We start from the raw sequence: 18,502 nt of genomic DNA, 5'->3' as shown, positions 1-18,502 counted from the left end.
GTCCGCCGGTTCATGGTGTGGCGCGACGACGCTGCACTAGGCCGATGGCGATATCGATGATCAGGAAGCCCAGCAGAGGAATGCCGAGCATCGGGGCGAACCAGCAGACGGCGGCGGCGATCACGGCCGCACCGGCGAGCACGGCCGGGTGTACGCCGCGCAGGGCCCCGCGTCGAGGTGGGGCGCCGAGGGCGAATCGGCTCGCGCGCAAGGGCCTGCGGCGCCACCACATCAGGTAGCCGCGCACGATGACGGTGATCAGCGCGATCATCGTCAGCAGGAGCAGCAGTTGATTGGCCAGGCCGAACATCATGCCCATGTGCAGGGCGATACCCCAGTTCGCGAGCTTGGCCATCAGCGGCCAATCCGCGTAACGGACCGTGCCGGTCACATCGCCGGTGACGCCGTCGACGGCGATCGCGTCTTGGGCGAGCGAGCCGGAGATGCGGCGTTCCTTCACCACGAACGCCGTGTGATCCGTTGTGGGCACGGTAATTTCGACCGCGCCGTCGAGTCCGCGGCCGCGCGCCACGGCGAATACCTTGTCCACCTGAGCAATTCGGCCGTTGGATGGCTGATCCGTACCGCCGGGTGTGCCCGAATGCATGTCCATGCCGGGCATACTCATCCCCGGCATGGACATGCCCGGCATGTTCGACGAGCCGTCCGGTCGTGTGCCCGACCCCGGCAGCGCGCTGCTCACCGAGGGCGTCGTCCAGCTCAACTGCGCCCGCAGCGCATCGACGTGCGCGCCCGCGTAGGTCGACCAGGTCATACCGGTCGCGGACAGGAACAGCGCCGGAAGCAGCACCCACATGCCCACCGCCCCATGCCAATTCATCGTTCGCGAACGCCCCTTGCGGCTGCGATCCGGCCACACCAGCCGCCGCAGGCCCCGGGATCGCGAGCCCGCCCGGCGCAGCCATACGACCAGCCCGGCGAGCGCGACCACCCACAACCAGGATGCCGCGGTCTCGCTGTACAGCCGACCCGGTTCTCCCAGATGCAGATTCCGATGCAGCTGATCGATCCACGTCCGCAGCGGCAAGGCTCCCGTGCTGCCGTAGACCACGCTCACGCCGACCGACTTCGCGGTCACCGGATCCACGAATACGGCACGTTGCTCGGATTCATCCAGCGACGGGTCGGTGAACAAAACCCGAGTCGTATCGCCCGGATGCTGTGCCGGATCGACCGCCGCCAGAGCGAGTTTCGGCTCCATCGCCACGGCAGTGGCCACCTGGTCGGCCAGCGGACGCGCCGGTCCGGACGAATCGACGTGCAACAGACCGTGATTCACAACCGACTCGATGGTCGGAGCAAGCGAATACAAGGCCCCCGTGAGCGCCGCGATCAGAATGAACGGCCCGACGAACATCCCCGCATAGAAGTGCAACCGCATCGCCAGTGCGGCCAGTGCCCCGAGTGAATTCGTCCGTGCCGCCGATTGTTTCATGGCTGTCGCGGTCGCTGACTCGTCGACCGGTTCGTCAAGTGATCCGTGGCGCGACCGTGGAACGTGGTCTGTTTCGCTGGTGGTCGAGGTCGGCCGGCCGGCAAGTTCATCGGCGCCTCGCTCGACCGTTGCCGTGATCCGGTCCGCTTCGCCGGATTCGGCGTCGGCGGTTCCGCTCGGCGAACCCGCTGGTGCGGCAGGAGATTCCGCGTCCGGCGTGACCGACCGATCGATTCGCACGGCTGCGGTCGACGCTGCGGGCCGCTCGACCGGTGGTCCATCACCGTCGTCGGTCGAAGGGGCGACAGGCGTGGTCGGCTGACCATGCGCATCGTCCACATGCGGTGTGCTGTGCGGTAGTTCGCGGGCGAGCGCCGCCGCCCGTCGCGTGATCGGTTGTGCGGCAGGCTGTTCGGTGGCCGGTGCGGTCACCGGATTGTCGCCCGCGCCGGCCGGCGGTTCGGTGGCGGCGTCGGGAATCGGCGGATTGTTGATGCTCACGGCATTGCTCCTGGTTGGCTGTCACCCGTGCGAGCGTTGCCCGCCGGGGGAACCCTCGGTGGCCGAGGACGGCCGCCCCTCATTGCGGACGTCTTCGGCGTGGTGGGCGGTCCGGCAGGTACGCCCACCGCACACCATTCGCATCGGATCGACGAGACCGGTAGCGCTGGTCGCATCGACGTGACGCCTGGCCGCAATCACGCCGATCACATACGGACAGTTCCGGCGATTCAGGATCCCGGCCGATGCCTGTTCGACCGCGTCCCCCGGATGGCGGTACCGATGCACGGCCTCACGATCACGCCGGAGGGCATCCGGTGCGCTCGTGGCGAACCTCCCGAATCGGTAAGCGCCGCTTCGGCCGAGGTCGGCAGGGTTGTCCTTGCCGGGCGATCCGACCGGTCCGGCAGTGTCCGGTCGGATTCACCCAGGCGGCAGTTGCCCATCGCCAGGCCGGTGATCGGCGCGATACCGATCCCGACGCCACGGGTTCCCGGTTCGAGCCGGATTGCCCCGGCGTCGTGTTCGGCGCAGCCACCGACGTTGCGCGGCAACGCGTTCGGCCCATATTGCCGTCCGACCGGCGCGGTACCGGTCTCCGCCGGCATACGAGAGCGCGTGCGTGAACGTCCGTGGCCCACCGAATCCGGTGTGCCCCACTGTCGATCCGATTGTGTGATGCGAGGATTCACCCGGCGGCGCGAGGATCGCGGGGACGATACGCTCTGCTACAGCATGCGAAACCTGTTCTCGCGCACGGGTGTACGGATGAATTGGGGTATCAGGCCGACAGGGGCGGGCCGCGGGGCCGGCCGGGATTCGCGGCGAGAATTCGGTGAATGACGTGGTCGCGGTGCGCGATCGGCACCGGCGACGAGGCCGGGCCCGCGGGGGCGCGAACCAGCATCGGCCGCGCCCGGGACAGCGCCGCGACGAGGATTCGGCAGGCGGCCTCCGCGCCCTGGATCACGACGCCCGCGGCGCATGCGGCCGCGATGTGCGCGGCCAGCATCGCCGGGCCCCACATCGAGCCCGGATGGGCCATGTCCAGCATGTCCAGCGACATCACCGCATGGCCCAGCAGCTGTCCGCCCATCAGGGCCATGACCAGGCCGGTTCGGGTGGTGCGCAGGGGCCGCAGGGTCGTCACCAGGGCGCCGACGACCGCACAGGCGGCGACGAGCAACAGCAGCGTTCTGGACTGCAACGGCATGGCCCCGGCGGCCCAGCCGTGCGCCTCGATGGCCAGCGCGCCGGAGACGGCTCCGGCCGATCCCCCGCGCAGCCGCGCGACCGTGCGGTGACGCCGTTGCGCCGTAGCCGAATCGCGGGCCGGGGACCGGCCGGGGTCGAAGAACACCCGAGGATGATACCGAGACGGCACCGCCGAACCATCGCTGAGGCAGTGCCGCACCGGCTACTCGGCGGGGACGTCCACTTCCGTCAGCGGTTTGCGCAGCAGCTTTCCGGTGGCGTTGCGCGGGAGTTCGTCCAGGAAGATCACCTCGCGCGGCACCTTGTACCGCGCCAGGTTCGCCTTGACGTAATCCTTGATCTCCTGCACATCGCGCTTGGAGTCCGGGCTGGGAACGACGAAGGCGCGCAAGCGTTTTCCGAATTCGCGATCGTCCACGCCGACCACCGCCGCCTCCAGCACGTCGGCCCGGTCGGCGAGTAGATGCTCGACCTCCTGCGGGAAGACGTTCTCACCGCCCGAGACGATCATGTCGTCGTCGCGGCCGTCGATGAACAGCAGGCCGCTCGCGTCGAAGTGGCCGACGTCACCGCTGGACATCATGCCGTCCACGGTCTCCTTGGTGCGGCCGTCGGTGTAGGCCTTGAACGAGTGCGGATTCTCGATGAAGATCGTGCCGGTCACATTCGGCTCGGTGATCCGCTTACGGTTTTCGTCGTACAGCGCGACGCGGATGCCCACCGGCGACTTGCCCGCGGTATCGGGCGCGCGACGCAGCTCCTGCGGGGTGGCCACGGTGATCACCGCGCACTCGGTGGAGCCGTACACGTTGTAGAGGGAATCGCCGAAGTAGTCCAGGCTGCGGGTCACCACATCCGGCGGGATCGCCGATCCGGCCGCGAAAATGACATTCAGCGAGGACATGTCGTACTTACCGAGCACATCGGCGGGCAGATCGAGCATGCGCTGCAACATCGTCGGCACCACGACCAGTTCCTCGGCCCGGTACTTCTCGATATTGGCCAGCGTCGCCTCGGGGTCGAAACGCCTCTGCTGGAACACGATTCGGTTGCCCAGCGCCAGGCCGATGGTGAACTGCGACAGGCCGGTGGCGTGGAAGATCGGCGCGGCCATCAGGATCGTGCCATCGCGCGGCACCGGAATCCGATCGACCAACTGCGCGGAGATGAACGGGCTCACCTTGTCTCGCGGCGCACCCTTCGGAGTGCCGGTGGTGCCGCTGGTCAGGATCACCATGCCGCCAGGCTTCGCGGGCAGCTTGACCGGATCGGTGGATTGGCCGGCCATCAGCGAATCGAGCGTCGGTACCGACGGATCGACGCCGTCCTTCTCGTCGGACCAGGTCAGAATGCGCGGAACGTCGTCCGGGATCGCGCTCATCAGCTCGACGAACTCGCTGTCGTGCAGGATCGCCTTGACCTTCTCCCGGGCGGCGACATCGGCGAACTGCGGTTTGGCGAATCCGGTGTTCATCAGCACCGCACGCACGCCGAGCTTGCCGGTGGCCAGCAGCGTCAGCACCAGGCCGCGGTGATCGCGGGCCAGCACCGCGATCACGTCGCCCTCGCCGATACCCTGCGCGGCCAGCGCGCGGGCCAGCGCGTTCGACTGCCGATCCAATTCGCCGAAGGTCAGCTCACCGCGCTCGTCGACGATGGCCGGGGAGTCCGGGCGGGTCTGCGCGGAATGGACGACCACACCCGCGAACGGGCCGTACTTGCCGATCGCCACGACCGAGCGCACGGCGTGATCGAGTCGCAGCGGGTTGAACAGTCCGCGTCTGCGCATCGTATTGGCCCCCAGAGCCAAATCCCCGACCTTGCGGAGGGTGCTGCTTGCCGACGGAAGGACAGCTGACATAGGTACAACCTTCCGCGATCCCGCCTGACCTGGGCCGGGCTGACCGCAACATCGAGATCCAGTGCGTGCTAACACTAGCAAGCAGACCTGCTCGTATGTGGTTAGTGTCTCTGTAACCGACGGTACCCCCAAAGAGCGAGGTCGGGCCTACTCCGTGATCCGATACTCGACCAGTTCACGACGCAGCAGTTTGCCGGTTGTGTTGCGGGGGAGTTCGTCGAGGAAGATCACATCGCGGGGCACCTTGTAGCGCGCGAGGTTGCCCTTCACGTACGCCTTGATCTCCTCGGCGTCGGGTGTGGCGCCCGGTTCGGGAACCACGAAGGCGCGCAGTCGTTTACCGAATTCCACGTCGTCCACCCCGACCACCGCGGCGTCGAAGACGTCGGGACGTTCCAGCAGCAGGTTCTCCACCTCCTGCGGGAAGACGTTCTCACCGCCCGAGACGATCATGTCGTCGTCGCGGCCGTCCACGAACAGCAGGCCGTGCTCGTCGAAGTGTCCGACGTCGCCGGAGGACATGTAGCCGTCGATGATCTGCTTGTGCCGCCCGTCGGTATAGCCCTCGAAGGGCGAGCCGGAACGGATGAAGATGCGCCCGGTGACGTGTTTGTCGTGGATGCGGTGGCCGTCGTCGTCGAACAGCACCACCTCACAGGTGACCGGCGCGCGGCCCGCGGTTCCGGGTGCGATCGCCAGATCCTGCGGCTGGGCCACCGTCGCGACGGCGCATTCGGTGGAGCCGTAGAGGTTGTGCAGGACATGGCCGAACGCCTCGGTGGCGCGCACGGTCAGCTCGGGCGAGAGCGCCGAGCCCGCGAGCACGATCGATTTCAGCGAGGTCAGGTCGTACTTCGCGCGGATCTCCGGGCCGAGTTCGACCATGCGGTGCAACATCGTCGGCACCGCGACGAGCATCTCGACGCGATGTTCGGCGATCTTGCGCAACGTGTCCTCGGCGTCGAACCGGCGGGTGGTCACGACGGTGTTGCCCAGCGCGACCGCGACCAGCCAGGTGGCCTGGCCGGTGCTGTGGAAGATCGGCGAGACGATCATCACGGTGCCCTGGCGAGGGAACGGGATCCGGTCGACCACCTGGACCGTCGCCATCGGCGAGATCTTGCCGCGCGGCGCGCCCTTGGGCAGGCCGGTGGTGCCGCTGGTGAGGATGACGAAGCCGCCGACCGTCTCCGGGAACGGCAGTTCGGTGGTCGGGTTGGCTGCGATGAGTTGTTCGATAGTGGTTGCACCGGAAGGGATTTCGTGGCCCTCGTCCACCCAGGTGAGTACCCGCGGCAGATCCGGGGGCAGCGCGTCGAGCAGGCCGACGAACTCGCTGTCGTGCAGTACGGCCTTGACCTTCTCCCGCTCGCACACCTGCGCGAACTGTGGTTTGGCGAAGCCGGTGTTCATCAGCGCGACCCGCGCGCCGGCCTTGCCCGCCGCGGCCATCGCCAGCAGCAGGCCGTGGTGGTCCCGGGCCAGGATGGCGATCACCGTGCCCGGTGTGATGCCCATACCTTGCAGGCCGCGGGCCAGGGCGTTGGACTGCTCGTCGAGCTGGCGATAGGTCAGCGAGCCGCGCTCGTCGACGACCGCGGTCCGGTCGGGCCACAGCCGCGTCGCACGCCGCACCGCGGTCGCCTGCGAGCCGAGGACCGCGCCCTCCTTCGCGGTGCGCAGCGTCTCCTGCAGATTGCGCGGATCGATGATGCCGCGCTCGCGCAGCACGTTGATACCCCGGACCGCCTCGACCGTGTGAATCACCTTGCGCTGCAACTGTTCCAGAACCGACGTCACCTGCGATCACCTCCACACGACTACCGTGCGCACACCGTGCGCCTACCGACCGAGTGTTGTGGACGGTAGCAGCCCGGTGTGACGTGGGATACAGAAATTCGGCCAACTGTGACCGAGGAGAACCGTGAGGTCTGCGATCGGCAACGTGACGACGCCGGACAGACCGCGCGTGGTCGACCGCCGTATCCGAACAGCGTGCCGCGGGCCGCGTCGTGCCGGGATCGTGACGGCCGCGAACTTCAAACCGGCCGATTCGGAGACCGGCGGGAACCGCATCGTGCGGCCCCCGAATCGTTACCGTGCGGCCCCGAAATCAATCCGGCTGCGGGCGATCCGCGGCGCGTGCTCGCAGGTACGACTGTTCGGCGGTATTCGCGGTGAGTTCGGCGGCGCGGAGGAATTCGCCTCGTGCCTCGGTGTGGCGTTCGAGCCGGGCGAGCAGATCGCCGCGGACCGCGTGCAGCAGGTGGTAACCGTCGAGCATGCCGGTCTGTTCGACGGCGTCGACCAGTTCGAGTCCGGCCGCGGGGCCGTGCACCATGGTGATGGCCACGGCGCGGTTGAGTTCCACGACTGGAGACGGAAGGCGTTGGGCCAGAAGGGCATACAGTCCGGCTATGCGTTGCCAATCGGTGTCGGCGGAGGTGCGGGCCGAGGCGTGCGCGGCGGCGATGGCGGCCTGCAGCGCGTACGGTCCGGGTGAGGCCGCGCGTTGGCGGGCGCTGGCGTGCGCTCGGGCGAGCGCGGCGAAACCGCGGCGGATCAGCAACTGGTCCCAGCGCGAGCGATCCTGATCGGACAGCGGCACCAGGCGGCGGGCGATATCGCTGCGCGCGTCGAGCCGAGATGCCTGTAATTCCAGCAGCGCGGCGAGGCCGTGCACCTCCGGTTCGGCAGGCAACAACGCGCTCAGGATGCGCGCCAGGCGCAGCGCGTCGTCGCAGAGTTCGCCGCGCGTCCACTGCTCGCCGGAGGTGGCGGCGTACCCCTCGTTGAAGATCAGGTAGATCACCTCGAGTACGGCGTCCATCCGCGCCGCGAGTTCGCCGTCCTCCGGTACCTCGTACGGGATGCGGAGCGTCTTGATGATGCGTTTCGCACGCACGATCCGCTGTGCCGCAGTCGATTTCGTTACCACGTAGGCGCGCGCGATCTCCTCTGTCGTCAGGCCGCCGACCATCCGCAGGGTCAACGCCACGCGCGCCTGGCGGGGGAGTGCGGGATGACAGGTCGTGAAGATCATCCGCAGCATGTCATCGGAGATCCCGGTGCCGATGGTCGTATCGGCACCGGGAGACCCCGACCTCTGCTCGTCCAGGAGATCCCGTCCGAGCAGAGCCAGCTTGCGAGCGAAGGTCGCATCGCGCCGGAACCGGTCGATCGCACGGCGTTTCGCCACTGACATCAGCCAGCCGCCCGGATTGGCGGGCACGCCCTCGCGCGGCCACTGCTCCAGCGCGGCCACGTGTGCGTCCTGGGCGAATTCCTCGGCGGTATCGATATCGCCGACGATGCGCGTCAGTCCGGCGACCAGTTGCGGCCATTCGATCCGCCAGGCCGCCTCGACGGCCCGTCGCGCGGGCTCGGTGCTCATCGCCGGTGCGAGCTCACGGCTGATCCAGCTGTCTGACCTCGATCTCCATCGTCCACTCGGGTCCGTGCACGCGCAGGAATCGCGAGGCCCACTCCACTGCCTCGTCCCGAGAGCGGGTCTGGAGTAGGCAGTAGCCGCCGATGATCTCCTTGGATTCGGTGAACGGTCCGTCCAGGACGGTGAGTTCGCCGTTCGAGAGCCGGATCCGCGTCGCCTCGTCGATCGGCCACAGGCCGGCGGTGTCCAGCAGGACCCCCGCCTTGGTCATTTCCTCGAGCAGCTTGTCCATATCCGCTGCGAGCGAGGGGTCCGGTCCGGCGACCGGCTGGGCCGACGGATCGAGACGGATCAGAAGGAGGTGGCGCATCGGATGTCCTTTGCTCAGGCGGTCCGGTAGCGGAGATACACCGCGCCGGACTCGAACGACTTCGATTCGGTCAGCTCGAGGTCCAGGGCCGTTTTCTCCGGGAACAGCGGAGTCCCGGAACCGATGACCACCGGGTGCACCACGAGCCGGAACTCGTCGATCAGTCCCAGCTCGAGAAACGAGTGCACCAGCTTCGGGCTGGCGTAGATCGCGATCGTATCGCCCGGCGCGGATTTGAGTTTCGTGAACTCCTCGGCCAGATTGCCGGTGATCAGGCGCGTGTTGTTCCACTCGGCCGACTCGAGCGTGGTCGAGCAGACGATCTTGTCGACCGCGTTCACCCATTCCGCGTGCTCGCGCTCGTGCGCCGAACTCTCCTCGGTGGGCTGGTTGCTCCAGTAGCCGTACATACCGAGGTAGGTCTCGCGGCCATATACGGCGGTGTCGAAATCGGCCTGGATGTGCGCGGCGTACTCCGCGAGCTCCTCGCTGTAGGCGCGATGGGTCCATTCGAACCCCGAACCCTGCCTCGACGAGGCGAAACCGTCCAGGGTGAGATGTTCGAACGCTACGATCTTGCGCATTTTGCGATCCTTCCGGTTGTGCGGCCGTCTTGCGGCCCCTTCACCTACCCGTCGAACGAACATCCCGGGAATCGACATCGATGTGCTTCGGACTCGGATATTTTTCGATCGGTTCCCCTCGCATGTCCCAGCTTGGCAGCGGGGTACGCCGCGCGGCGCTTTCGCGGGAACGGCGCTGTGCCCCTAGGGTGGATCGCATGCGTATCGCGGCACTGGCAGTGTTCGTACTCGCGGTGGCGGGCTGTTCGACCGCGACCGATCAGCACGCGCACCCCGTTCCGTCGAGCGAGCCGGCCTCTTCCGCCTCGACCACCTCCACCACTGCCGCATCCGGTGCCGCGCCGGGACGCGGAGCGTCGTTCGCCACGGTCGACGCCTGGGTGCGGGCCGGTAGCGCGGTCGAGGCGGCCCAGTACGCCACCGCGACGACTCAGGACGGTAAATCCACCCCGCTGAAGGACGGCGACGTCGCGTTCACCAGTCCCACCGGAAAGATCAAGTGCACCACCGATGCCGAGGAGGGTATGCCGGGGCTTTCCTGTCTGGTGGATCTGCGGAATCCGCCGGCTCAGCCGGCCCACAGCGGTGAGGGTGAGTACGTGGCCAACTGGATCGATTTCACCGGAACGAAGGCGTCCGTGGGCTCCATGCACGGCGACCCGGGCCCCTTCGTGCGCGGCTACGGCAACAAGCTCCCCTACGGATCACGCATCGCCGCGGGCGATTACACCTGCCGCTCGGATTCGAGCGGACTGATCTGCGAGGACAAGTCCACCCAATCCGCCATCCGGATCAGCGACGCGGGCATCCTGCCCTTCGGCTGCCTGAGCGAGAAGACCCCCACCGAGGGCATCGGCAAACTCTACGGCTGCTGAGTGCGACCACCGAACACCTTGAGGGACAAAAGGATTCACGGGCCGCGAAGTACCGTCCCGGTTGAGTGACGCTGTCTGGGTCGCGATGTGCGCTGCCTGCGACCCTGATGGCCATTCAGCGGGCTGGTCCGTGCCTGCCCTGCGGGTATGAATTACTTGCTTCGGCCCTGCCGGGTCTCGAGCGCCCGGCGGATCAATGTCCGGGCGGCATCCCCGGTAACGGATTGTGCGGCGAGTACATCGAATGCTTTGCCGTATAGCGCTATCTCTCCAGGCTGGGTGATCGTCAACTCGGCTGTGCGTCCTTCTACTCTCACCAACTTGTCATCGAACATCACGAACGGGGCTGCTGCACGGGTAGGTGACAACTGAGATGGCTGGCCGAGTGGTCGGCGGCGTGCCGGAACATGGCGGATCGCTGTAGCAATCCGCGGAACGATCCAGGGTCACACATTCCAATTCCAGGACCACCCCGGCACTGTGGACGTACCCGCTTCCGTGTGCCACCCGAGATTCTGAGAGGACTACGCACCGATGTCCGACGACGAGATGGTTCGGCCGGTGAGCCTGCCGATCGACCCGGAGAACCCTCCTGAGTTCCCCGGCAAGCTCCCGCGTGAGTTGTCCTTGGAGCTGCGCGACCGACTACAGGCGATCGCGGAGGAGATCAGTCCGTACCTGGGGCCGGAACACCGAGCTATCAAGGCTCTCAACGACGCATCGCACGAGCTGATGATCGTGGTTCCGTTCCGGCCCCGGTATGCCGACTACACTCCGGAGGAGTGATCCAGTTACCCGACGCCGTCGGGACATCCAGCTTGTCGATGACCTGACGACGACGCGATTCCGGTGCGAGCCACCAATTGGGATCGCACCGGTTTCGGTTGTGCAACAGGCTATTTCAGCTCGTTACTGGTAAGTTCCAGCACGCGCCGGGCGACGATGAGCTGCTGGATCTGCTGGGTGCCTTCGAAGATGTCCAGGATCTTGGAGTCGCGGCTCCACTTCTCCAGGAGGGTGCGCTCGGAATAGCCCAGGGCGCCGGCCAATTCGACGGCCTTGAGGGTGACGTCGGTGCCCATCCGGCCGGCCTTGGCCTTGGACATGGAAGCCTCGAGCGAGTTGGGCTTCTTGTTGTCGGCCATCCAGCCCGCGCGCAGGGCCAGCAGGTACGCCGCCTCCCAATCCGCTTCCAGGCGAAGGAATTCCGCGGCGGCGGCGTGCTGGTTCATGGCGGGGATGTCGTAGGAGATCTCCACCCCGGCATCGGTCAGGATGGTGCGCAGCTCCTCGAGCGCGGCGCGGCCGACGCCGATGGCCATCGCGGCGACCAGCGGGCGGGTGTTGTCGAAGGTCTGCATGACCCCGGCAAAACCCTTTTCCACGTTGACTTCCGGGCTGCCGAGAATGTTGTCCTTCGGGATCCGGCAGTCCTCGAGCCGCAGTTCGGCGGTGTCCGAGGCCTTGATGCCGAGCTTGTGCTCGAGCCGGGCCACGGACAGGCCCGGGGCATCGCGCGGCACGACGAAGGATTTGATGGCCGCACGGCCCTTGCTGCGGTCGACCGAGGCCCACACCACGATGTGGGTGGCGCGCGAGCCCGCGGTGACGAAGATCTTGGTGCCGTTGAGAACCCACTCGTCGCCGTCGAGGGTGGCGGTGGTGGTCACTGCGGCCGAGTCCGAGCCGAACGACGGTTCGGTGATGGCCATCGCGGCCCAGACCTTGCCGAAGCGCTCGAGCTGTTCGTCGGTGGCGACCGCGGCGATGGCGGCGTTGCCCAGACCCTGGTAGGGGATCGAGAGCATCAGGCCGACATCGCCCCAGGAGGTCTCCAGCGCGTTCAGCAGCGCGGACATGTTGCCGCCGTTGGAGTTTCCGAGCAGCTCGGTGGCGTGCGAGTTCTCCTCGCCGTCGCCCTTCTCGGATTTGCGGCCGCCGGTGGCCCCGGAGATGTCCTGGGTGCCGGAGTCGGCCAGGCCCTCCACCATGGCGGCCATGGTGTCCAGCTCGACCGGGTAATCGTGTTCGGACAGATCGTATTTGCGCGAGACCGGGCGGAAGATCTGCGCGGCGACCTGGTGGGCCTGATTGGCGCTGGCCCGCAATTTCTTGGGTAGTTCGAGATTGATCATGGATTCGGCTCCATCGAGGGATGGGGGTCGCGGGACTGCCCGCGCGACACCGGTTGGATTCGGGGGCTGGTCAGACCAGAATCAGGCCCTCGGCGACGCCGATGGCCCGCAGATCGCGGTACCAGCGCTCGACCGGGTGCTCCTTGGTGTAGCCGTGGCCGCCGAGCAGTTGCACGCCGTCCAGGCCGATCTGCATGCCCTTGTCGGTGGCCAGCTTCTTGGCCAGGGCCGCCTCGCGGGCGAAGGACAGGCCCTGTTCCGCGCGAGACGCGCCGCGCAGGGTGACCAGGCGGATGCCGTCCAGTTCAATGGCGATGTTGGCGACCATGAAGGCCACCGCCTGGCGATGGGCGATCGGCTCGCCGAACGCCTCGCGCTCCTTCACATACGGCTTGACGTAGTCGAGTACGGCCCCGGCGGTGCCGGCCGCGAGGGACGCCCAGCCCAGCCGGGCCAGCCGAACCGCGTCGGCGTAGTCCTCGGCGTGCTGTGCGGCATCGCCGTCACCCAGCAGCGCGTCGGTGGCGACCGGGACGTTGTCCAGGATCAACCGGCCCAGGCCCGCGGCGCGCAGCCCCATGCTCGGATCGGCCTCGATCACCACTCCGGGAGTGTCCGATTCGACGACGAAAAGCGCTGGGCGACCGTCGAGTTCGGCGCCGACGATGAACAGCTCGGCATCGCCCGCGGCCGGGACGAGGCTCTTGACGCCGTTGAGCCGGTAGCCGCTGGGCGAGCGAGTTGCCTTGGTGGACAACGCGAACGGGTCGAACAGGGCGCGCGGCTCGCTGATCACGACCGAGGACTGCGGCACGTTCTCTCCGGTGAACGCGCCCAGATAGGTCTTCTGCTGCGCGTCGGTGCCCCACTGCGACAGCGCCACCGCGACGCCCGAGGGTGCCAGGATCGGCAGCGCCAGACCCATGTCACCGTACGCGAGTGCCTCGGCGACAAGGGAATTGGTGACCGCGCCGCGCTCGGTGGCCGCGCCCTCGAGCTCCTCGGGCACGTTGATCAGGGTGATGCCCAGCTCGGCGGCGCGCTCGAGCAGATCGCGCGGGGCCCGGGTGGCGGCATCGGCGTCGTGGGCGGCCGGGCGCAGGATCTCTCCGGCGAAGTCGCGCACCGTCTCGACGATCATCTGCTGCTCGTCGGACGGGGTGAGGTCGAAGTAGTCCTTCCGGCGAGATTCGTTGGCGGGCAGCCGCTTCGGCTTACCACCGCCTGATACCTTGGCGAATGCGCGGGTGGCCGCGCCGAGGGTGCGGAAGCCGGTCTTGGTGCTCTCGTAGGTCCATCGTTCGATGGGCTTGCGCAAGTTGTACTTCTCGGCCAGCTCAGAACCCGTGATGGTCGTCATGACCCGCATGGCCGCGCCCATCCAGTCGCGTTTGACCGGGTTCAGCCCGACGGCGGAATCCGGACGTCGCTTCGTTGCGGTGTCTCGAGTGCTCATAATCACCAGTCTTCTCGTGGTGGGGGTGATCGGGTGTTCCCAGCTTCTTACTTGAGAGTAAGTCTATCTTACTCCAGAGTAAGAACGCCGCCAACCGGGAGCACATTCACCGCAATCCCAACGACAACGTCCTGCTCCGCACCGGTCTGCCGCCGGGAAGTCGAAGGCGGGTCGGCGTCCGGCGGGGACCGAATGGAGCGTTACGCGCACTCGGGAATCCCGTACTATCTGCTGATCGACCGCGATCCACGTGCCGCGAAGGCCACGCTGTACGGCATGCCGGAGCGCAGATCCGGCATGTACAAGGAAGTTCGGTCCTGGGACTTCGGGGAGACGGTCAGGATCGGTGCGCCGTTCGGATTCGAGATCTCGACCGAACAGTGGACGCCCTGGGAAGGCTGACGCTTACTTCTCCAGTCGAGCGAGGACCTGGTCGTGCAGCAGTCCGTTGGTCGCAACAGCGCTGCCGCCGTGCGGGCCGGAGGTGCCGTTCAACGCCGTGAACGCGCCGCCTGCCTCGCGGACGAGCACGTCCAGCGGGGCCAGGTCCCAGAGTGAGACCTCGGGTTCGGTGGCGATGTCGACCGCGCCCTCGGCGAGCAGGCAGTAGCTGTAGAAGTCGCCGTAGCCGCGGGTGCGCCAGACCTCGTCGGTGAGCCCGACGAGCTGGTCGCGCAGACCCAGATCGCGCCAGCCGGACAGGCTCGAGATGGCCAGGCTGGCCGAGCCCAGCTCGGCGACAGCGGAGACCGAGATCGCTTGCGGCTCACCGAAGTTCAAGCTCATCCAGGCCCCGGAACCGGTGGCCGCCCACCAGCGCCGGAACAGCGCGGGCGCGCTGACGACACCCACCACCGGAACACCGTCCCGCAGCAGCGCGATCAGCGTCGCCCACACCGGCACGCCGCGCACGAAGTTCTTCGTGCCGTCGATCGGGTCGATCACCCACTGCCGGCCGGAGAATTCGGCGTTGCCGCCGAACTCCTCGCCCAGCACCGCGTCGGTCGGGCAGTACCGGCCCAGCGTCGCCCGCAGCGCCTTCTCCACGGCCAGGTCGGCGTCGGAGACCGGCGTCAGATCGGGCTTGCTGTCGACCTTCAGATCCAGCGCCCCGAAGCGGGCGCGGGTGATCGCGTCGGCCTCCTCGGCGAGACGAAGGGCGAGGTCGAGATCGGCGGTGTGGTCGGTCACGGCCTCACAGGTTACCGGGCCCGTGCACGACTACTCGAAGCTCCACCGCGCGGGCCAGTCCTTACCGCGGAACGCCGCGTCGATGCCGCCGTCGCAGAAGATCACCGATCCGACGAAGAACGAGGCCCGATCCGAGACGAGGAATCCGGCCAGTTCGGCGATCTCCTCCGGCCGCCCGGCCCGGCCGATCGGGGTTGCGCCCAGGAACCCCTTCATGCCCTCGCCGACCAGCGGGTCGGTGGTGCCCTCCCGGGTCATCGGGGTGTCGATGATGCCGGGGGCGATGGCGTTGATGCGGATGCCGTCCTTGATCAGATCCGCCGAACGGGTGCGGGCGTACCAGGCCAGGGCCGCCTTGGTGGCCGGATACGCCTGGATGGCGCCCCATTCGCCGAAGGAGTTCGCGATCTCGCGGGCGCGATCCTCGTCCCCGGCCAGACACGCCTCGGCCAGATCGACCGGCCAATTCGGTTGCGTCGTCGTGGAATTCGAGGAAACCAGGACCACCGCCGCGGAGTCGGACTCGCGCAACAGCGGCAGCACGCCCTCGAGCACGGTGATCGCCCCGAAGTAGTTGACCGAGACGACCAGATCCCCGGGCCGCCCGGTGGCCGCGGCGACCCCGGCGAAGGGCAGGAAACCGTCCAGGACGCCCTCGCTCAGCCGGGTGATCTCGGCGATCGCGTGCGCGCGGCCGTCGGCGGTGGACAGATCGGCGGTGACGTCGGCGTCGTGCAGATCGACGCCGATCACGCGGTGCCCGTCCTGCTCCAGACGCGCGACGACCGCCGCGCCGATTCCCGACGCGCTGCCGGTGACCGCGAGCACACTCACGACCGCACCTCGCCGGTGCTCGGCTTCGGCGCACGCGGTGCGGATGGTTCGCCCGCACGCTTCCCGCCCGTTCCGGAACCCTGTCCGGCCGTGCTCATCGCTCTCATACAACCTCCTCGTCGCGGCGATTCCACCCTTCAGCCTCGGAGGTTACAAGCGCCGCAGGGCTTTGGATCCCGCTCAGCGGGACTGGCCCGGCGCACGGAATCCGCTGTCCGGGCGGCGGATCCGCCACATGTGCGCCACCGCCGCCCCGACCGCGCCCCGCTCCGCGAGCGATGTTCCGGACAGCGCCGCCGACGTCGTATTTCTTCGTGCCGAGCGCGGACGGTAGATTGGGAAATCGTGCATCCCGACGTCACCGCTGATCTCGCCGAACTCGACACGACTCTCAAGACGGTCGAGTCGGTGCTCGACATCGACGAGTTGCGCCGTCGCATCGATGAGCTCGAACATCAGGCCGCCGATCCGGACCTGTGGAACGACCAGGAGCACGCACAGCGGGTCACCAGCGAACTGTCGCACGCCCAGGGTGAGTTGCGCCGCGTCAGCGAGCTGCGTCAGCGCCTGGACGACCTGCCGGTGCTGTACGAACTCGCCGAGGCCGAGGAGGGCGAGGCGGCCACCGAGGCCCTCGCCGACGCCGACGCCGAACGCGCCGCCCTGCACGCCGACGTCGAGGCGATGGAGGTGCGCACGCTGCTGTCGGGCGAGTACGACAAGCGCGAGGCGCTGGTGAACATCCGCTCCGGCGCCGGTGGCGTCGACGCCGCGGACTGGGCGCAGATGCTGATGCGGATGTACGTCCGGTGGGCCGAGCGGCACAAGTACGGCGTGGAGATCTACGACACCTCCTATGCCGAAGAGGCCGGGATCAAGAGCGCGACCTTCGCGGTCAAGACGCCGTACGCCTACGGCACGCTGTCGGTGGAGATGGGCACGCACCGGCTGGTGCGGATCAGCCCGTTCGACAACCAGGGCCGCCGCCAGACCTCTTTCGCCGAGGTCGAGGTGCTGCCCGTGGTCGAGACCACCGACCACATCGACGTGCCCGAGGGCGATATCCGCGTCGACGTGTACCGCTCCTCGGGGCCCGGCGGCCAGAGCGTCAACACCACCGACTCGGCGGTGCGCATCACGCACATCCCAACCGGCATCGTGGTGACCTGCCAGAACGAGAAATCGCAGTTGCAGAACAAGATTTCCGCGATGCGTGTGCTGCAGGCCAAACTGCTCGAGCGCAAGCGGCAGGAGGAGCGCGCCCAGATGGACGCGCTCAAGACCACCGAGGGCGCGTCGTGGGGTAATCAGATGCGTTCGTATGTGTTGCACCCGTATCAGATGGTCAAGGATCTGCGCACCAATTACGAGGTGAACAATCCGACAGCAGTACTCGACGGTGAGATCGACGGCTTCATCGAAGAGGGAATCCGCTGGCGGATGCGCCAGGGCGCGGAGGAGTAATCCGCGGTTTGCTCGTGCTCGCGCCAATCACGGCGCAATCACGACGTTTCGATCGCCGCGCGCACCGTAGTAGCCTGTTGGGCGTGTGTTCGGGTGGCCAGAGGGCAGATTGTGACGGGTGTGGGCCGAGATCGGCAGAGGTGAGGGAATGACCGCGAATCTCGCTGACGGCTCCACGCTGGCCGGAGTCGGGGCCTGGGCGCGCTCGGGCGGGCTGGAGATCGTACTGTTCGTGATCGGCGCGATGTTGTTCAGCCGGTTCGCCCAGTTCGTCCGGGACCGCATCATTCGCCGGATCGACGCCGGCTTCCAGGGCAGTGATTCACTGGTCCGCTCGGAGGCGGCCAAGCACCGGCACGCCCTGGCGCAGGTGGTCACCTGGGTGCTGCTGTCCGTCGTCTACTTCCTCGTGGCGCTGGAAGTGTTGCAGCGCTTGGGCTTTCCGCTCGGCGGCCTGGTGGCCCCGGCGGCGGTGATCGGTGCCGCGCTCGGTTTCGGCGCGCAGCGCATCGTGCAGGATCTGCTGGCCGGATTCTTCCTGATCACCGAGCGGCAGTACGGGTTCGGCGATGTGGTGAGTATCGCGGTCACCGGCCAGACCTACCCGGCCGAGGGGACCGTCGAGGACATCACGTTGCGGATCACCACCTTGCGCAATCCCGACGGCGAGGTGATCACCGTGCCCAACGGGCAGATCGTGAAAGTCACGAATCTGTCCAAGGACTGGGCGCGCGCGGCGATCGACGTGCCGGTTCCGGCGACCGCCGACATCACCAAGGTCAACGAGATCCTGCACGATGTCGGCGCGAAGGCGTTCGCCGACCGCAAACTGAAATCGCTGCTGCTGGACGAGCCCACGGTGATGGGACTCGAGGACCTCACCGTCGACCAGATGAACATCCGCATGGTTGCCCGGACGCTGCCGGGCAAACAGTTCGAAGTCGGCCGCGAGCTCCGGGTGCGGGTTGCCGCGGCATTACGCCGGGAGGGTATGAGTGAAACTGCGTAAATCCACTGCGGCCCTGATCGCCGTCTGGGTCGCCACGTTCGTTTTGTACGTATTCGTCAAGCCCACTACGCCCGATCGCAGCGGGTTCTCACCGATTGCCAATACGATTCCGAAATCGGTGATTTCGTCCACTCAGACCAAGTGACGCGAATGTCCCGAG

General features: G+C 67.4%; 18 protein-coding genes. 6 read left to right on the top strand and 12 right to left on the bottom strand.

The features are described from left to right. Positions 1-10: 10 nt before the first annotated feature. The 7 genes from AC5WS7_RS25565 to AC5WS7_RS25535 form a co-directional block, all read right to left on the bottom strand. Positions 11-1,957: a PepSY-associated TM helix domain-containing protein gene (locus AC5WS7_RS25565; RefSeq protein WP_495957100.1), complete on the bottom strand. Its 1,947-nt coding sequence runs from the start codon at positions 1,955-1,957 to the stop codon at positions 11-13. Positions 1,958-2,738: 781 nt separating this feature from the next. Then, positions 2,739-3,317, bottom strand: coding sequence for a hypothetical protein (locus AC5WS7_RS25560; RefSeq protein ID WP_495957099.1), 579 nt, complete (start codon positions 3,315-3,317; stop codon positions 2,739-2,741). A gap of 57 nt (positions 3,318-3,374) precedes the next feature. Then, a complete protein-coding gene (locus AC5WS7_RS25555) occupies positions 3,375-5,033 on the bottom strand; it encodes an acyl-CoA synthetase (RefSeq protein ID WP_495957098.1) in 1,659 nt (552 codons plus the stop codon). Between the two features lie 147 nt (positions 5,034-5,180). Then, positions 5,181-6,833: an acyl-CoA synthetase gene (locus tag AC5WS7_RS25550; RefSeq protein WP_495957097.1), complete on the bottom strand. Its 1,653-nt coding sequence runs from the start codon at positions 6,831-6,833 to the stop codon at positions 5,181-5,183. A gap of 313 nt (positions 6,834-7,146) precedes the next feature. Next, entirely contained in the window at positions 7,147-8,427 is a 1,281-nt protein-coding gene (locus AC5WS7_RS25545; RefSeq protein WP_495957096.1) for an RNA polymerase sigma factor, read from the bottom strand. A gap of 13 nt (positions 8,428-8,440) precedes the next feature. Continuing rightward, entirely contained in the window at positions 8,441-8,794 is a 354-nt protein-coding gene (locus AC5WS7_RS25540) for a YciI family protein (RefSeq protein WP_495957095.1), read from the bottom strand. A 14-nt stretch (positions 8,795-8,808) separates the two neighbouring features. Beyond that, on the bottom strand, positions 8,809-9,378 hold the full coding sequence (locus AC5WS7_RS25535; protein ID WP_495957094.1) for a dihydrofolate reductase family protein: 570 nt from the start codon (positions 9,376-9,378) through the stop codon (positions 8,809-8,811). A 197-nt stretch (positions 9,379-9,575) separates the two neighbouring features. On the opposite strand from AC5WS7_RS25535, the gene AC5WS7_RS25530 reads away from it, so the two are divergent. After that, on the top strand, positions 9,576-10,253 hold the full coding sequence (locus AC5WS7_RS25530; protein WP_495957093.1) for a hypothetical protein: 678 nt from the start codon (positions 9,576-9,578) through the stop codon (positions 10,251-10,253). Positions 10,254-10,405: 152 nt separating this feature from the next. On the opposite strand, the gene AC5WS7_RS25525 is transcribed toward AC5WS7_RS25530, so the two are convergent. Continuing rightward, positions 10,406-10,669, bottom strand: a complete 264-nt coding sequence (locus AC5WS7_RS25525; RefSeq protein WP_495957191.1) for a Scr1 family TA system antitoxin-like transcriptional regulator — start codon at positions 10,667-10,669, stop codon at positions 10,406-10,408. A gap of 118 nt (positions 10,670-10,787) precedes the next feature. Here AC5WS7_RS25525 and AC5WS7_RS25520 point away from each other — a divergent pair, with 118 nt between their 5' ends. Continuing rightward, entirely contained in the window at positions 10,788-11,039 is a 252-nt protein-coding gene (locus AC5WS7_RS25520; protein WP_495957092.1) for a hypothetical protein, read from the top strand. A gap of 110 nt (positions 11,040-11,149) precedes the next feature. On the opposite strand, the gene AC5WS7_RS25515 is transcribed toward AC5WS7_RS25520, so the two are convergent. Continuing rightward, a complete protein-coding gene (locus AC5WS7_RS25515) occupies positions 11,150-12,388 on the bottom strand; it encodes an acyl-CoA dehydrogenase family protein (protein WP_495957091.1) in 1,239 nt (412 codons plus the stop codon). 70 nt (positions 12,389-12,458) lie between these two features. Next, positions 12,459-13,850, bottom strand: coding sequence for an acyl-CoA dehydrogenase family protein (locus AC5WS7_RS25510; RefSeq protein WP_495957090.1), 1,392 nt, complete (start codon positions 13,848-13,850; stop codon positions 12,459-12,461). 186 nt (positions 13,851-14,036) lie between these two features. On the opposite strand from AC5WS7_RS25510, the gene AC5WS7_RS25505 reads away from it, so the two are divergent. Continuing rightward, entirely contained in the window at positions 14,037-14,246 is a 210-nt protein-coding gene (locus AC5WS7_RS25505) for a hypothetical protein (RefSeq protein WP_495957089.1), read from the top strand. Positions 14,247-14,249: 3 nt separating this feature from the next. On the opposite strand, the gene hisN is transcribed toward AC5WS7_RS25505, so the two are convergent. Next, positions 14,250-15,035: a histidinol-phosphatase gene (gene hisN, locus AC5WS7_RS25500; protein ID WP_495957088.1), complete on the bottom strand. Its 786-nt coding sequence runs from the start codon at positions 15,033-15,035 to the stop codon at positions 14,250-14,252. A 30-nt stretch (positions 15,036-15,065) separates the two neighbouring features. Beyond that, positions 15,066-15,869 carry an SDR family oxidoreductase gene (locus tag AC5WS7_RS25495; protein ID WP_495957087.1) on the bottom strand — a complete coding sequence of 268 codons (804 nt, stop codon included), beginning with the start codon at positions 15,867-15,869 and terminating at the stop codon, positions 15,066-15,068. A 345-nt stretch (positions 15,870-16,214) separates the two neighbouring features. Here AC5WS7_RS25495 and prfB point away from each other — a divergent pair, with 345 nt between their 5' ends. The 3 genes from prfB (at position 16,215) to AC5WS7_RS25480 (ending at position 18,487) form a co-directional block, all read left to right on the top strand. Further along, positions 16,215-17,333 carry a peptide chain release factor 2 gene (gene prfB, locus AC5WS7_RS25490; RefSeq protein WP_495957086.1) on the top strand — a complete coding sequence of 373 codons (1,119 nt, stop codon included), beginning with the start codon at positions 16,215-16,217 and terminating at the stop codon, positions 17,331-17,333. A gap of 148 nt (positions 17,334-17,481) precedes the next feature. Continuing rightward, positions 17,482-18,342, top strand: a complete 861-nt coding sequence (locus AC5WS7_RS25485; protein WP_495957085.1) for a mechanosensitive ion channel family protein — start codon at positions 17,482-17,484, stop codon at positions 18,340-18,342. After that, positions 18,329-18,487, top strand: coding sequence for an Rv3103c transmembrane domain-containing protein (locus tag AC5WS7_RS25480; protein WP_495957084.1), 159 nt, complete (start codon positions 18,329-18,331; stop codon positions 18,485-18,487). Before AC5WS7_RS25485 ends, AC5WS7_RS25480 begins: the two co-directional genes overlap by 14 nt. The last annotated feature ends 15 nt before the right edge of the window (positions 18,488-18,502 follow it).

The sequence above is a fragment of the Nocardia sp. PLKS1-43 genome, from assembly GCF_059510335.1.
The sequence above is the reverse complement of the archived record's forward strand: the minus strand, read 5'-3'. Positions and strand labels throughout refer to the sequence as shown.

What these genes read in the sequence shown, in the direction of transcription:
- AC5WS7_RS25545 (WP_495957096.1), bottom strand. Translation starts at nt 8,427, where the DNA reads ATGAGCACCGAGCCCGCGCGACGGGCCGTCGAGGCGGCCTGGCGGATC.
- AC5WS7_RS25535 (WP_495957094.1), bottom strand. Translation starts at nt 9,378, where the DNA reads ATGCGCAAGATCGTAGCGTTCGAACATCTCACCCTGGACGGTTTCGCC.
- AC5WS7_RS25540 (WP_495957095.1), bottom strand. Translation starts at nt 8,794, where the DNA reads ATGCGCCACCTCCTTCTGATCCGTCTCGATCCGTCGGCCCAGCCGGTC.
- AC5WS7_RS25515 (WP_495957091.1), bottom strand. Translation starts at nt 12,388, where the DNA reads ATGATCAATCTCGAACTACCCAAGAAATTGCGGGCCAGCGCCAATCAG.
- AC5WS7_RS25520 (WP_495957092.1), top strand. Translation starts at nt 10,788, where the DNA reads ATGTCCGACGACGAGATGGTTCGGCCGGTGAGCCTGCCGATCGACCCG.
- AC5WS7_RS25555 (WP_495957098.1), bottom strand. Translation starts at nt 5,033, where the DNA reads ATGTCAGCTGTCCTTCCGTCGGCAAGCAGCACCCTCCGCAAGGTCGGG.
- AC5WS7_RS25530 (WP_495957093.1), top strand. Translation starts at nt 9,576, where the DNA reads ATGCGTATCGCGGCACTGGCAGTGTTCGTACTCGCGGTGGCGGGCTGT.
- AC5WS7_RS25485 (WP_495957085.1), top strand. Translation starts at nt 17,482, where the DNA reads ATGACCGCGAATCTCGCTGACGGCTCCACGCTGGCCGGAGTCGGGGCC.
- AC5WS7_RS25505 (WP_495957089.1), top strand. Translation starts at nt 14,037, where the DNA reads ATGGAGCGTTACGCGCACTCGGGAATCCCGTACTATCTGCTGATCGAC.